At 61.1% G+C, this 13,180-nt stretch carries 16 protein-coding genes; 8 read left to right on the top strand and 8 right to left on the bottom strand.

Annotation, left to right across the window (positions count from 1 at the left end):
* The first annotated feature begins 45 nt into the window (after positions 1-45).
* On the top strand, positions 46-972 hold the full coding sequence (locus tag IE127_RS14925) for a pirin family protein (protein WP_189426504.1): 927 nt from the start codon (positions 46-48) through the stop codon (positions 970-972).
* Here IE127_RS14925 and sthA read toward each other — a convergent pair whose 3' ends face one another.
* Together sthA and IE127_RS14935 are read right to left on the bottom strand one after the other, a co-directional pair.
* The gene (gene sthA, locus IE127_RS14930) at positions 973-2,379 is read right to left on the bottom strand and encodes a Si-specific NAD(P)(+) transhydrogenase (RefSeq protein WP_189426505.1); all 1,407 of its coding nucleotides are present in this window, start codon (positions 2,377-2,379) and stop codon (positions 973-975) included. It abuts the gene before it with no gap.
* Positions 2,380-2,529: 150 nt separating this feature from the next.
* Positions 2,530-3,387: an LOG family protein gene (locus tag IE127_RS14935; RefSeq protein WP_189426506.1), complete on the bottom strand. Its 858-nt coding sequence runs from the start codon at positions 3,385-3,387 to the stop codon at positions 2,530-2,532.
* A gap of 168 nt (positions 3,388-3,555) precedes the next feature.
* Here IE127_RS14935 and dapD point away from each other — a divergent pair, with 168 nt between their 5' ends.
* Positions 3,556-4,401 carry a 2,3,4,5-tetrahydropyridine-2,6-dicarboxylate N-succinyltransferase gene (gene dapD / locus IE127_RS14940; RefSeq protein ID WP_189426507.1) on the top strand — a complete coding sequence of 282 codons (846 nt, stop codon included), beginning with the start codon at positions 3,556-3,558 and terminating at the stop codon, positions 4,399-4,401.
* A gap of 36 nt (positions 4,402-4,437) precedes the next feature.
* Here the strand turns inward: dapD and IE127_RS14945 are convergent, their stop codons facing one another.
* Positions 4,438-5,124: a DUF805 domain-containing protein gene (locus IE127_RS14945; protein WP_189426508.1), complete on the bottom strand. Its 687-nt coding sequence runs from the start codon at positions 5,122-5,124 to the stop codon at positions 4,438-4,440.
* A gap of 142 nt (positions 5,125-5,266) precedes the next feature.
* Here IE127_RS14945 and dapE point away from each other — a divergent pair, with 142 nt between their 5' ends.
* Genes dapE through IE127_RS14960 form a run of 3 tightly spaced genes read left to right on the top strand, consistent with a single transcriptional unit; the run spans position 5,267 to position 7,561 of the window.
* Positions 5,267-6,439 carry a succinyl-diaminopimelate desuccinylase gene (gene dapE / locus IE127_RS14950; RefSeq protein ID WP_189426509.1) on the top strand — a complete coding sequence of 391 codons (1,173 nt, stop codon included), beginning with the start codon at positions 5,267-5,269 and terminating at the stop codon, positions 6,437-6,439.
* On the top strand, positions 6,436-6,975 hold the full coding sequence (locus tag IE127_RS14955; RefSeq protein WP_189426510.1) for a hypothetical protein: 540 nt from the start codon (positions 6,436-6,438) through the stop codon (positions 6,973-6,975). Before dapE ends, IE127_RS14955 begins: the two co-directional genes overlap by 4 nt.
* Positions 6,976-6,991: 16 nt before the next feature.
* Positions 6,992-7,561 (top strand): hypothetical protein, encoded by a 570-nt coding sequence (locus IE127_RS14960; protein WP_189426511.1) that lies wholly within the window; start codon positions 6,992-6,994, stop codon positions 7,559-7,561.
* Here IE127_RS14960 and truA read toward each other — a convergent pair.
* Genes truA through IE127_RS14975 form a run of 3 tightly spaced genes read right to left on the bottom strand, consistent with a single transcriptional unit; the run spans position 7,558 to position 9,762 of the window.
* A complete protein-coding gene (gene truA / locus IE127_RS14965; protein WP_189426512.1) occupies positions 7,558-8,298 on the bottom strand; it encodes a tRNA pseudouridine(38-40) synthase TruA in 741 nt (246 codons plus the stop codon). The two genes, IE127_RS14960 and truA, sit on opposite strands and share 4 nt — an antisense overlap.
* Positions 8,298-9,218: a methionyl-tRNA formyltransferase gene (fmt, locus tag IE127_RS14970; RefSeq protein ID WP_189426513.1), complete on the bottom strand. Its 921-nt coding sequence runs from the start codon at positions 9,216-9,218 to the stop codon at positions 8,298-8,300. The genes truA and fmt overlap by 1 nt, the downstream gene beginning before the upstream one ends.
* A 28-nt stretch (positions 9,219-9,246) precedes the next feature.
* Positions 9,247-9,762 carry a peptide deformylase gene (locus IE127_RS14975; RefSeq protein WP_189426514.1) on the bottom strand — a complete coding sequence of 172 codons (516 nt, stop codon included), beginning with the start codon at positions 9,760-9,762 and terminating at the stop codon, positions 9,247-9,249.
* 118 nt (positions 9,763-9,880) lie between these two features.
* On the opposite strand from IE127_RS14975, the gene IE127_RS14980 reads away from it, so the two are divergent.
* Both IE127_RS14980 and IE127_RS14985 read left to right on the top strand, forming a co-directional pair.
* Complete coding sequence (locus IE127_RS14980) at positions 9,881-10,264, top strand: GFA family protein (protein WP_189426515.1); 384 nt, start codon at positions 9,881-9,883, stop codon at positions 10,262-10,264.
* Positions 10,265-10,315: 51 nt separating this feature from the next.
* Positions 10,316-11,737 carry a DNA recombination protein RmuC gene (locus IE127_RS14985; protein ID WP_189426516.1) on the top strand — a complete coding sequence of 474 codons (1,422 nt, stop codon included), beginning with the start codon at positions 10,316-10,318 and terminating at the stop codon, positions 11,735-11,737.
* On the opposite strand, the gene IE127_RS14990 is transcribed toward IE127_RS14985, so the two are convergent.
* Complete coding sequence (locus IE127_RS14990; RefSeq protein WP_308430307.1) at positions 11,738-11,959, bottom strand: hypervirulence associated TUDOR domain-containing protein; 222 nt, start codon at positions 11,957-11,959, stop codon at positions 11,738-11,740. It abuts the gene before it with no gap.
* A 103-nt stretch (positions 11,960-12,062) separates the two neighbouring features.
* Here IE127_RS14990 and IE127_RS14995 point away from each other — a divergent pair, with 103 nt between their 5' ends.
* On the top strand, positions 12,063-12,554 hold the full coding sequence (locus IE127_RS14995) for a hypothetical protein (protein WP_189426517.1): 492 nt from the start codon (positions 12,063-12,065) through the stop codon (positions 12,552-12,554).
* Positions 12,555-12,566: 12 nt separating this feature from the next.
* On the opposite strand, the gene recR is transcribed toward IE127_RS14995, so the two are convergent.
* The gene (gene recR / locus IE127_RS15000; protein ID WP_189426518.1) at positions 12,567-13,166 is read right to left on the bottom strand and encodes a recombination mediator RecR; all 600 of its coding nucleotides are present in this window, start codon (positions 13,164-13,166) and stop codon (positions 12,567-12,569) included.
* Positions 13,167-13,180 lie beyond the last annotated feature (14 nt).

Genomic DNA, 13,180 nt, shown 5'->3' on the forward strand with positions numbered 1-13,180 from the left:
CTACCCAAATGTATAGGCAGTCGTTTTGTTTCGAGGATGATTCCTATGTCCTGGGTACCAGATCGCGACCCGATACTCGGCGATGCCGAGAGTACCGATGCGATAGAACTCGTAGTCGTCCCTCGCGTTCGCGATCTCGGCGATGGTTTCGCCGTGCGACGGGCCCTGCCGCATGGCAAACGGCAGATGGTCGGGCCGTTCATCTTCTTTGACCATTTCGGGCCTATGCAGTTCATTGCAGGGCAAGGCATGGACATCAAACCGCATCCGCATATCGGCCTTGCGACGGTCAGCTATCTGTTCGATGGCAGCATCACCCACCGTGACAGCGAAGGGCATATCCAGCAGATCATGCCCGGCGCGATGAACCTGATGACTGCCGGGCGCGGCATTGCGCATTCCGAGCGTACACCCGATGCCAACCGTGCTCGACCGCACAGCCTGGTCGGGCTGCAAAGCTGGATTGCCCTGCCGGAAGGACGCGAGGAAATCGACCCGAGCTTTCAGCATTTTTCGGCCCACGATCTGCCGCTGGTCGAGGATTCAGGCATCTCGGCGCGGGTGATCGCTGGCAGCAGCTTCGGTCGCCAATCGCCGGTCGGAACCGTGTCGGAGTGGTTCTACGCTGAGGTAAACCTGCTGGCAGGGTCGAGCGCACCGCTCGATGCAGACCATGAGGAACGCGCGATTTATATCGTTGAAGGCGAAGTCGAGATCGCCGGCGACCGGTTCGAAGGCCCAAGGCTTGTTGTGTTCCGGCCGGGGGATGCCATGCAGATCAAGGCGATCACCAAGAGCCGGATGATGTTTCTCGGCGGCACCGCGCTCGAAGGCCCGCGCTATATCTGGTGGAACTTCGTGTCCTCAAGTCGCGAGCGTATCGAACAGGCCAAGGAAGACTGGCGGCAAGCGCGGTTCGGTGAGGTGCCGGACGAGAGCGAAATCATTCCCCTGCCGGAAAAAAGCTATTGATCACTCGGCCGCGCGGGTACGCGGCATGCGGTTCCACGCATCGAGAGCGGCAATCTTGTAGGCTTCGGCAAGGGTTGGATAGTTGAAGGTGTTCTCGACGAAGTAATCGAGCGTACCGCCGAGGTTGAGAACAGCCTGGCCGATATGAATGAGTTCGGTTGCACCTTCGCCAACGATCGAGACGCCCAGCAACCGACGATCGTCGAGCGAGAAAATCATCTTCATCATGCCGTTCTGCAGGCCCATGATGTGGCCACGCGAGGTCTCGCGGAACCGGGCGATCCCGGTTTCATAATGAAGCCCCTGCTCGCGCACTTCCTGTTCCGACAGGCCAACCGTCGAGATCTCCGGCACGGCATAGATTCCATAGGGAAAGAACTGCGGGGCCGGCGGCATGGACGAGCCGAAGGCATGTAGCGCGGCAATGCGGCCCTGCTCCATCGACGTCGAGGCGAGCGATGGGAAGCCGATAACGTCGCCAGCGGCATAGATGTGCGGAACCGACGTCTGGAAGGTCACAGGATCAACCTTCAGCCGTCCGCGCTCGTCGGCAACGATGCCGCAATTCTCGAGCCCGAGTTCAGCCGTGGCGCCGACGCGGCCGGCGGCGTATAGCAGCATTTCCGAGCGAATCTGGCGGCCATCGCTGAGCGTTGAGATGGTCCAGCCCTGATTGTCGAGATGAACCTTATCGACAGTGGCACCGAGCCGCATTGTCATGCCACGCTTGCGCAGCTCGTGCGTAAACTCTTCGATGATCTCACGATCGATGAACTCAAGAAACCGCTCGCGCGGTTCGACCAGGGTGACCGGCACATCCAGCGCCGAGAAGATCGTTGCGTATTCGACGCCGATAACGCCCGCCCCGACGACAGTGAGGCTTCGCGGCACACGCGGCTCACTCACGACGCCATCGCTGTCAACGACGGCATGATCGTCGAACGGGATGTGCTTCGGACGGTAGGGCGTCGTCCCCACGGCAATGATCGCCTTTTCGAAGCCGATGCGTTCGGCATCGCCATCAGGCGTTTCGACGATGAGGTGCGAGGACCCGACAAACCGGGCCTTGCCGGCCATTGTGCGCACGCCATTGCGGGCGAACTGGTGCTCAAGGACATCGATTTCATGATCGAGTGTCATGCGCAAACGCGCGCCAAGGTCCTTGCCGCCAATGTCCTTCTTGACCCTGTAGGCCAGGCCGTAAAACCCCCGCTCGCGCCAACCAGACAGATTGAGAACCGTCTCGCGCAGGGTCTTCGAGGGGATAGTGCCTGTGTGAACCGAAACCCCGCCGACCCTCAACCTGCTCTCAACTACCAGAACAGAATGTCCGAGCTTTGCCGCCTGGATGGCTGCACGCCGGCCGGAGGGGCCTGAACCGATTACGACAAGGTCATAGGTATCCATGCATTCTCCTGGATTGCGCCGCTTGGGGCCAACTCTCGACGAGCCCTAGGGTTCGCAATCGGCTATAGCAGTCGCGGCGTTAATCTCATGTGACACCCGCCCGGCTCGCAAAGCAACGCCCCGAGCCGCAAAGCGCCCATGCGCGGCGCATCATTCGGCATCCTCAAGAACAACTTCCGGCAAGTTGTAGGCCTTGCGGACAACCGCCCAACCCTCTTCTGCGCTATCGACGATGGTGAACAGATCCGGATCCGTGGGGGCGATGGTTCCAGCCTCTGCAAGCGCTTCGAGATTGATGACCTTGCCCCAGAATTCTGCCCCGAACAGCAGGACCGGGATCCGATCCATACGTCCTGTCTGGATAAGCGTAAGCGTTTCGAAGAATTCATCAAGCGTGCCGAAGCCGCCGGGAAAGATCGCCACCACCCGGGCGCGCAGCAAGAAATGGATCTTGCGCGTTGCGAAATAGTGGAAGTTGAAGCTGAGTTCGGGCGTGACATAGATGTTCGGTGCCTGCTCATGCGGCAGGACGATATTGAGCCCGATGCTCGGCGCCTCGACATCCATGGCGCCGCGATTGCCGGCCTCCATGACCCCGGGCCCGCCGCCGGTGACGACGACAAAATCAGTATTGTCCGTGGCCTTTGACGTCAGCGAGGCATATTGGGCGAAGCGGCGCGCTTCAGTGTAATATCTAGATGCGGCCTCGAGGTTTCGTTTCTGGGTCTCGTTCTTTGCCGCCCAAGCGGGCTTTCCCGGTTCGGGAATGCGCGCGCCGCCGAACAGCACCACAGTCGAGTTGATCCCGCGCTCGCGCAGGTGAAACTCCGGCTTCAGATATTCCAGCTGGAAGCGGACACCGCGGATGTCCTCGCTGGTCATGAACTCGGCATCAGCAAAGGCTAGCTGGTAAGTGGATGACTGGGTCTGCGGCGTTTCCGGCGCGCGGCGGGCGGCATCGACGTCCTCAACGGATGTACGCAGCGGTGTGTGACGACGTTTGGCCATACAAACTTTCCTTCGAATCTCTTCTAACACTCGCAGAGACGACGCGCCGCGCAAGTCCTTAGCGTGCCCGACAGCCGCAGATGCGTGCAACGCGCGAACAATTGACAGCCGGCCCGGCCCGGCTATGGTCCCGGCCAAGCTCCAGATGACCTGAGGACCCGTTTGCCAATGACCGATGCCGCGCTGCAATCAACCATCGAGACCGCTTTCGAGAACCGCGCCGATATCGGCTTCAAGACGGGCGGGGAGGTGCGCGAGGCAGTCGATACGGCGCTGGACCTGCTCGACCGTGGCGAAGCGCGCGTTGCAGAAAAGGATGCCGACGGTTCGTGGCGCGTCAATGAATGGCTGAAGAAGGCCGTGCTGCTGAGCTTCAGGCTCAACGACATGACGACGATCTCCGGTGGTCCGGGCGGCGCCTCATGGTGGGACAAGGTGCCCTCGAAGTTCGATGGCTGGGGCGAGAACCGGTTCCGCGAGGCCGGGTTTCGTGCCGTGCCAGGCGCGATTGTTCGCCGGTCCGCGCATATCGGGCGCGGTGTCGTGCTGATGCCGAGCTTTGTCAATCTCGGCGCCTATGTCGATGAAGGGGGGATGGTTGATACCTGGACCACCGTCGGTAGTTGCGCGCAGATCGGCAAGAATGTTCACCTGTCGGGCGGGGTCGGCATTGGCGGTGTGCTGGAGCCGCTACAGGCGGGTCCTGTGATCATCGAGGACGATTGCTTCATCGGCGCCCGCTCGGAGATCGTCGAGGGTGTGCTGGTGGGCCAAGGCTCGGTGATCTCGATGGGCGTGTTCATCGGCGCCTCGACAAAGATCGTCGACCGCAATACCGGCGAGATCCACATCGGTCGGGTGCCGCCCTACTCTGTCGTGGTTTCCGGCAGCCTGCCCGGCAAGCCGCTGCCGGACGGCACTCCCGGGCCGAATCTCTACTGCGCCGTCATCGTCAAGACAGTGGATGCGCAGACCCGCTCGAAGACGGGCATAAATGATCTGCTGCGCGACTAGGCAATATGGCGGGGCAGAGCGCCCCGCCTTTTCACTTCAGGTGACGTGCTTCGGCGGCGGGCCGTACTTGTTTTCCTCCGGCTTGGTATCGATCACGCCGATAACAATGACCGCTATGCTGCTGAGGAAGCCGAGATAGGGGATGAGTCCCAGAATCACGATGATCAGTACCAGCCAGCCGGACTGACCGATGTCGTGCAGACGCCGGACCAGCAGGGCGAGGCTGGGCAGCAATGACGCAAGAATGAAGATGCCGCCGAGAATGAAGCCGATCATCACCAATGGCGCCGAGGACAAGTCACCGGCCTCAAGGGCCACCGGGTCGGCGGTGGCGGCACCTGCTGCCACGATGATGCCGATAATGATCAATGCGATCGTGTAAAAGAGATAAAAGCCCCAGTATTCCTTGCGGCGCGCCCGGCCCTTGAAGTTCGCGTAGTTGGCGGTGAACGTGCGCATGAAGTATTCGAACAGTCCGCGGTCCGGCTCGACGGGGCCAGTGTAGCGCTTTGGCCCTGAGTCATAGGCGGGACGCGCGGCATCATTGACCACGTAGATGTCGTGCGCCGCCTTACCCTCGAAATCGAAATCCACCTCCGTGCCGTCGCCGATCGGCACGAGTTGCTTCAAGTCGGCGCGCGTAAAGTTGTAGCGAATACCATCATCGCCGGAGATCTGACCGACGCCCGACTTGTCGTCGTAATGTAGAACTTGACCCTTCATTGTCCTGCCCCTCACAAAACATGCATTTTTTATAAGAGGCTGGTGCAGTGCTGGCAACCACCGCAAATGACGGGGTTGCATTGCTGCCGAGAGCGCGCAACAAGGCGCAGTTGCGTTGCCTTTATTCAAACGAGACCCCAGCATGGCGAGCAGCCGAGCGATCTCAATCCTCTCGCGTCTGATCGATTGCCCGTCGGTAACACCCGCAAATTCGGACGTGCTCGATCTTGTCGAAGAGGTTCTCACACCGCTCGGCTTTGAGATTACGCGCAAGGTTTTCGAGGGTGGCGGCTCCTATCCGGTCGAGAATCTCTTCGCCTATCGCCGGCGCGGGCCGCGCTGCCTGCTGTTTTGCGGGCATACCGATGTGGTGCCTCCCGGCGATCCCGATAGCTGGACCTCCGATCCGTTCAAAACGAGAATTGCCGATGGGCGCGTTTACGGGCGCGGTGCCGCCGACATGAAGAGCGGCGTTGCGGCGATGCTCGCAGCGGTTGAGGCGGCCATTGCGCAAGGGGATGCAGAGACGGCAAGCATCGCGGTTGCGATCACCAATGACGAGGAGGCCGACTCGATCAACGGCATAGACCGTTTGATGGCCTGGGCGGCCGATGAGGGCTATCGCTTCGATTTCGCGATTGTCGGTGAGCCGAGCGCGACGACGACGCTTGGCGACAGCATCAAGATCGGACGGCGTGGTTCACTGTCAGGCCGCATTACTGTCAACGGCAAGCAGGGCCATTCCGCCTACCCGGAGCGGGCACTCAATCCGCTGCCGATTCTCACCGAGATTGCCAATGCGCTGGTGGCGGAACCGATCGATGCCGGCAGCGCGCATTTTCCGGCAAGCAATCTCGAACTGACCACGATCGATGTCGGAAACACCGCCACCAATGTCATCCCGCGCCAGGGACGGATGGTGTTCAACATTCGCTACAATGATCTGTGGACGCCGGAAAGCCTCAAGGATTGGGTGCAGCAGAGAGTGCAAGCCGTCGATCCGCGTGGCGCGACCGTTGCGTTTGAAGTCCTCGGGCGGCCATCGCGGTCGTTCCTGTCGCCGCCCAGCCCCTATCTCGATCTTCTCGACGCGGTGATTGAAGAGGTGACTGGCAAGACGCCGGTTCATGCAACATTTGGCGGCACGTCGGATGCGCGGTTCATTGCGCAATATTGTCCCGTGGTCGAATGCGGCCTTTATGGCCCGACGATGCACCAGGTCGACGAGAACGTTTCGGTGGCCGAGGTCAATGGGCTCGCGGCGCTTTATGGCCGGTATATCGCAACATTCGGCTCGGCGGCTCGCCAGCAGTGAAGCTCGCGGCAACTCTTATAGGCGCGGTACGCGGGTGGGGGGCGTTGCTCTCCAATGCGCAATGGCGGCAGCATTTCAACCTCACGTCAGCCGGGTTCGTTGCAGCGCTCGCGATCTACTTCTTGTTCGCTTTTCTCGCATTGAGCCTTGGCGGCCTCGCAACAGGCGGCACCAGCACACATGCACTCGTCATTGGATTAGCGGTGTTTGGCCTTTACCCCTGCGCCCTGGTGATTGCGACGTTTGGGTTCCGCATCCTGTTGCGGCGCGGTGCTCCGGTGCTCGACCTGTTAGTGCCCGGGACATACGCCCTGGTATTTCACCTGCTCCTCGGCGGCCTGCTGTCGCTCGTCGGTCCGCCGCTCGTGATCATCGCAGTGGTATTCACCGGTTTCCTGCTGGTGCGGCTTGCGCTTGCCGCGAGCGGATGGCCGGCCCCTGCGTCGGTTGGCTACGGCGTTTTCACGTGTGTTCTTCTTGTCGGCATGCCCGTGACGCTTTACATGCTGGCAGACACCTTCACAGCGTCCTTTTGACGGAACCCGCCTGCCCGTGCCCAATTCTCCAAGCCTGTTCGATGAACTGAAGGCCGCTGCCCGCGGTTTTGTCGCCCTTTTGACGGGGGATCGCCAGGCATCGGACTATTTCGATTTCTCCCAGCGCGGGCTCGTCGGCAGCTTCATTGCCCTGATCCTTGCGACGGTGACCACTTCGTTCGGCCCCGGTCTGTTTGGAGTGCCTGGTGAGGCTGGAGACGCCACGCGCTCGGTCATTCTTGGCGCCGGTCTTTATGGCATCCAGGTCGGTGTGATCTACCTTCTGCTGCGTCAGCTGGGACGCAGCGACGGGTTTGTGCCATATCTCGTTGCCGATAACTGGATCAGCCTTTTCATCGCGATCTTGACGCTGTTCATGGTCCTGACGTTCGGGGCCAATGAGTTCGCCATTCTCGGCATCGGACTGGTGGCGATCGTCCTCGAGGTGAACATTGCGCGCCTGATCGTCACGCTGGCCCCGATGCAGATCGTGATGTTCATCATCGCCCAGCTCGTGGCACAGTTCGTCGGGATCTTTCTTCTGGCAGCGATCGTGCCGGGAACCGGCGCCCCGCCGCCCGTCTAGGGATAGACGACCCGCGTCAGATACAGCCCGTCTGGCGGTGCCATCGGCCCGCATCTGCTGCGGTCACGCGCATCAAGCGCATCGCGCATCCGGCGTACCGGCCATTTGCCTTCGCCCACCATTTTCAGCGACCCGACCATCGAACGTACCTGATGGTGCAGGAAGCTGCGGGCCTCTGCGATTACCACCACATATTGCCCCTCGCGACGCACATCGAACCGGTCGAGTGTCTTCAGCGGTGATTTTGCCTGGCATTCCGCGGCACGAAAAGTCGTGAAGTCGTGGTGGCCGAGGATCGAGCGTGCAGCTTCGTCCATCGCTTCGCTATCGAGCGGCACGGGGACATGCCAGACCTGATGGCGCTCGAGCGCCGAGGGCGCGCGACGGTTGAGGATACGGTACTCGTAGTGCCGCTCTATCGCCGAGAACCGCGCCTCAAAGCTCTCGTCAACCTGCTCTGCCAGCACCACAACAACGGGCGCCGGCCGCAGATGATAGTTCAGCGCTTCGCGAATGCGGAAAGCGTCCCACTGCCGCTCGAGATCGAAGTGTACCACCTGCCCGGTGGCATGAACGCCTGTGTCGGTGCGCCCGGCTGCATGCACAACAGGCGCTTCGCTGGAAAAGCGCGCAATGGCTTCTTCAAGCGTCTGCTGGACCGTCGGCAGGTCGCGCTGGCGCTGCCAGCCCTTGAACGGCGAGCCATCATATTCAACGACCAGACGGTAGCGCGGCACTAGAGAACACGGTCCGGCTTGGTGCCGACGCCACGCAGGAAGGTCTCGGCGTCCATCGGACCACGGCCTTCGCGCTGGACCTGGACGAGGCGGACAGCGCCAGTGCCACAAGCAATCGTTAGCCCATCGAGTATGGTGCCTGGTGCAGCATCGCCGGTCGCGATCTGGGAGCGCAGCGCCTTGACCCGTACCGGCTTGCCGCCGATCCCGAGCTCGAACCAGGCGCCGGGGAAAGGTGACAGTCCGCGGATGTGATTATGCACCTCTTCGGCGGGGCGCGAGAAATCGATCCGGGTTTCGGACTTTTCGATCTTGCTGGCGTATGTCACGCCCTCTTGCTGCTGCGGCGTGAATTCAAGGCTTTGACGCTCGAGCGCTGCCAGGGCCCTCCCCATCAGATCGGCCCCAACCCGCATCATCGCATCGTGCAACTCGCCGGTTGTCATGTCAGGACCGATCGGCATCTCGTCGACCAGTCCGACGGGTCCGGTATCGAGCCCCTCATCCATGTGCATGACCATAACGCCGGTGCGCTCATCACCGGCCATGACCGCACGCTGGATCGGCGCTGCACCGCGCCAGCGCGGCAATAGCGAACCGTGAAGATTAAGGCACCCCATGCGGGGTGCATCGAGAATTGGCTTGGGTAGCAACAGGCCGTAGGCGACAACCACCGCGACATCGGCCGCATGACTGGCGAAGACGTCCTGTTCGGCAATGCCCTTGAGGCTTTTTGGCGTAAAAACCGGCAGCCCCAAACTCTCCGCCTGTTCATGCACGGGCGAGCGGCGCTCCGATTTTCCACGTCCAGCGGGCTTGGGAGCGCGCGTGTAGACGGCAACAATTTCATGGCCGGCAGCCACGATCTCCGTCAGAGTCGGCACCGCGAAATCCGGTGTCCCCATGAAAATGACGCGCATGAAGGGCTCCGGGGCCGGGTGTGACAGATCAGCTGGCGGCGCGCTTGGCGGCCTTCTCGAACTTCTTGATGACGCGATCGCGCTTCAAACGAGACAGGTAATCGATGTAGAGAACGCCATCGAGGTGGTCGAGCTCATGCTGCACGCAGATCGACAACCGGTCATCGGCTTCCCGTTCGACCGTCTTGCCGTCGAGGTCGGTATAGCGCACCGTTACCTTGGCCGGGCGTTCGACATCGTAATAGAGTTCCGGGATCGACAGGCACCCTTCCTCGGTCACAACCGTTTCGTCGGACATTTCGAGGATTTCCGGGTTGATCAGCACCATCGGGGCGGCCTCTTCGCCTTCCTTGGCGAGGTCCATCACCACGACGCGCTTCATCACACCGATCTGAGGCGCCGCAAGCCCGATGCCCGGTGCGTCGTACATGGTCTCGAGCATGTCGTTGGCGAGCTGGCGAATATCATCGTCCACCTGATCGACAGGATCGGCAACGGCACGCAGCCGTGGATCTGGAATGACGAGGATGGGGCGAATGGCCATCGCGATCTGTCCTTGGAAACTGTTTGGCTCTCGATATGGTATTTCCGCTTGGCGGGTCAACTGCTGCACGAGCCGGCGCTGGATGAGACGCTGAACACATTGCGAGGACACAGGGGTTATGGACAAGATCTACGAAGGCGGCTGCCGCTGCGGCGCAGTACGCTACAAGGTTGAAGGGGCGCCGCAGATTGTCGGCCTCTGTCATTGCGCCGAGTGCCGCAAGGAGACAGGTAGCGCGTTTCTTCACTATGCCGACTGGCCGATGGATCGATTTTCCGTCGAAGGCCGCTATGAGACCTACGACGGCCGGAGTTTCTGTCCCCGATGCGGTGGGACGCTGTTTCATCTCAGCGAGGAAGAGAGCCGGGCAGAGATTGCAATCGCCTCGCTTGATGCGGCGCCGAGCGCCTTTACCCCGCACCGCGAAGGCTGGATCAAGCGTCGGGAAAGCTGGCTGACCGCTTGTCCAGAAGCAGAGCAGTTCAAGGAAGATCCCGTCTGACCCACCAGAACATTAGGTGAACTGGTTTAGCGAATCGTCTAGTGTTGGCAGATGGATACCGTTTTGTTCATCGCTGGCGGCACACCAATCACCTTGGGCCTCGCGCTCATGGCCGGCTGCATCCTGCTTTTTCTTGTTGCCTGCGGGGTCTTAATCCAGACCATCAGGGCGAATGCCCGCCAGTCTGTTGCTGCCGCGGAAGCCTATACACAAAGGCTGCGGGAAAGCTTTGATGAACGCCTGGCGGAACGCGATGCACGCATCCAGGATCTCGACGCCCAACTCTATCGCCAGCGCGAGGCCAATTCCGACCTGATGGCCGAGGCCGCAGGGCTGAAAGCGCGAATGGGCGAGCAGACCCGCCAATACGAACTGAGCCTCAAGCGCTTCGAGGGCGCCCGCCAGCAGATGACCGATGAGTTCAAAGCGGTTGCCGGAGATATTCTCAAGAGCCAGAGCGAAACCTTCTCGCGCCAGAACCGCGAGCAGGTTGACGTTCTGCTCAAGCCTTTGCGCGAGAAGATCGTCGAATTCCAGACCGGAATGGTGGCGGACCGCTCGGCAATGCGTGAGCAGATCCGCGCGCTTGCAGAGAGCAATCTGCAAATCACCACTGAGGCCAACAACCTCACCCGCGCGCTCAAGGGAAACTCACAGACCCAGGGGGCCTGGGGCGAGATGATCCTGTCGAGCATTCTCGAGCGATCTGGCCTGCGAGAGGGCGAGCAATACCTGACCCAGCAGACCCATAGCGGCGATGACCGCGCGCGGCTCCGCACCGACATCGAGATCCTGATGCCGAATGCCGACCGTATCGTCATCGACTCCAAAGTCTCCCTGACCGGCTTTGAGGCCTATGTAAACTGCGAGGACGAGGAGGAGCGTGCCCGCCATCTGCAGGCGCATCTGACGTCCATCCGCACCCACATCAAGACGCTTGGCGAGAAGGATTATCATCGTCACGCGCGCAGCAGCCTCGACTATGTGTTGATGTTCGTGCCGATCGAATCCGCGCTATCGGCGGCAGTCAATGCCGACAGCAGCTTGTTCGAATACGCCATGGGACGCGGCGTGATGCTGACGACGCCAACGACACTGATGACGATCCTGCGGACAGTGCGCAACATCTGGGACATCGAGAAGCGGCACCAGAATGCCGAGGAGATCGCGGAACGCGCCGGCAGCCTCTATGACAAGGTTGTGGGGTTTGTCGGCAATCTCGACAAGCTGGGAACGCATCTCGACCGCGCTCAGCAAAGCTTCGGCGAAGCCAAGACTCAGCTTACCTCGGGACGCGGCAACGTAATGCGCCAGGTGGAAATGTTGAGGGAGCTCGGTGCCAAGACGGGCAAGCAGATGCCAAGTGGCTGGGAAAGCTCGGAGGTCGAGCCGCGCTCAATCGGGCAGCGCGAGACGGGCATGCTGAACTTCGATGAAGAAGAGACTGCGCCGCAGCGCCTGGCAGGCGAGTGATCAGGCTTTCTTGAGTTCCGTGTGGCTCTTGAGCACACGGTCGCCATCGTCCTGCTCAATCAGGTAGGCGGGATCATCCTCGGTCGCGTTACGGGTGATCTCTTTGCCCTTGATGGTGCGGGTGACCTTATCGGTGAAGTGATCCACCACTTTGCCGGTGCCCTCACCCTGCCCCACGACCAGCTGACCTTGGAGTTCTTGGCGTATTTGTGCGTCATTCATGCCTCCTGCAAGCGCCATCTAAACGCCGGTGCACAACGGCTGTTCCCGATCTCACAGAAACCGAGTGGCTCACACGGCGTTATGCAGCCAAAGGAGTTTGACCATGAGCAATCCCACTCAACACCGTGGCTCGATCCTGCCGCAGGACACCGATTTCGACAGTGGCGCCGATCAGCCAGGCATCGCGCAACCGATCAGCCAGACCGAGATCGAAGACTTGATGTATACCGACGCGCGTCCGGTCGAAGATCGTCTGGCGCGGCTCCGCGAGATGCGTGAGGAGGCTGCAGCCCGGGTGCACGCTGACCTCGGCGAGCAGGATGCGCGCGATCTGACCGATGAAATCGATGCAGCAATCGAGACGCTTTCGCGCGATGAGCAGTTTGCCGACGACAATGACGACCTTGCGGGGCTCGATCCGGCCTATGAGGCTGACCCGGCAGATCACCTCGATACGCTGTCGCCCGACGACGACGAAGCGCGAGACGCCATAGAGGGTGACGAGGCAAGCGAGGAGGAGCGCGAAGCCTCCTATGAGGAAGACCTGGAATCGCTCGATGATGCCGTTCTTAACGAGCACCACCGAAAGAGCTAGGCGGCAAGGCCCTCAAAGTGCAGTGCGCGCCTTGAGGGCCTGGCTCAACGTGCCTTCATCGAGATAATCAAGTTCACCGCCGACCGGCACGCCGTGTGCGAGGCGGGTAATCTTGATACCGCTCGGTCCGAGACGGTCAGTGATGTAATGCGCTGTCGTCTGACCTTCGACCGTGGCGTTGACAGCGAGCACCACCTCCTGGAACTCAGGCGCGCGCGCGATTAGCTCATCAAGCAAAAGCTCTTCCGGCCCAATACCATCAAGCGGCGAAAGCACGCCGCCAAGAACGTGATAGCGGACTGCTCCGACGCCTGCCCGTTCCAGAGCCCAAAGATCGGCGACATCCTCGACGACAACCAGAATGCCGGTCTCGCCTCGGCGCGGGTCGGAACAGATGGCGCAGGGAGATCGGGTATCAACATTGCCGCAGACCTCGCAGGTGCGCACAGCCTCAACGGCGCGATCTAGCGCTGCCGAAAGCGGTATCATCAGCTGCTCTTTTTTCTTGATCAGCTGCAGTACTGCGCGCCGAGCCGAGCGTGGCCCGAGCCCCGGAAGGCGGGCCAGCAACTGGATCAGCTGATCAATCTCGGGACCGCCCGAACTCGCCACGAGCTTGCTGCCTG

Origin of the sequence: Devosia pacifica (assembly GCF_014652635.1) — a bacterium.
Lineage (GTDB): Bacteria > Pseudomonadota > Alphaproteobacteria > Rhizobiales > Devosiaceae > Devosia > Devosia pacifica.

What these genes read in the sequence shown, in the direction of transcription:
- IE127_RS14925 (WP_189426504.1), top strand. Translation starts at nt 46, where the DNA reads ATGTCCTGGGTACCAGATCGCGACCCGATACTCGGCGATGCCGAGAGT.
- sthA (WP_189426505.1), bottom strand. Translation starts at nt 2,379, where the DNA reads ATGGATACCTATGACCTTGTCGTAATCGGTTCAGGCCCCTCCGGCCGG.
- IE127_RS14935 (WP_189426506.1), bottom strand. Translation starts at nt 3,387, where the DNA reads ATGGCCAAACGTCGTCACACACCGCTGCGTACATCCGTTGAGGACGTC.
- dapD (WP_189426507.1), top strand. Translation starts at nt 3,556, where the DNA reads ATGACCGATGCCGCGCTGCAATCAACCATCGAGACCGCTTTCGAGAAC.
- IE127_RS14945 (WP_189426508.1), bottom strand. Translation starts at nt 5,124, where the DNA reads ATGAAGGGTCAAGTTCTACATTACGACGACAAGTCGGGCGTCGGTCAG.
- dapE (WP_189426509.1), top strand. Translation starts at nt 5,267, where the DNA reads ATGGCGAGCAGCCGAGCGATCTCAATCCTCTCGCGTCTGATCGATTGC.
- fmt (WP_189426513.1), bottom strand. Translation starts at nt 9,218, where the DNA reads ATGCGCGTCATTTTCATGGGGACACCGGATTTCGCGGTGCCGACTCTG.
- IE127_RS14975 (WP_189426514.1), bottom strand. Translation starts at nt 9,762, where the DNA reads ATGGCCATTCGCCCCATCCTCGTCATTCCAGATCCACGGCTGCGTGCC.
- IE127_RS14980 (WP_189426515.1), top strand. Translation starts at nt 9,881, where the DNA reads ATGGACAAGATCTACGAAGGCGGCTGCCGCTGCGGCGCAGTACGCTAC.
- IE127_RS14985 (WP_189426516.1), top strand. Translation starts at nt 10,316, where the DNA reads ATGGATACCGTTTTGTTCATCGCTGGCGGCACACCAATCACCTTGGGC.
- IE127_RS14990 (WP_308430307.1), bottom strand. Translation starts at nt 11,959, where the DNA reads ATGAATGACGCACAAATACGCCAAGAACTCCAAGGTCAGCTGGTCGTG.
- IE127_RS14995 (WP_189426517.1), top strand. Translation starts at nt 12,063, where the DNA reads ATGAGCAATCCCACTCAACACCGTGGCTCGATCCTGCCGCAGGACACC.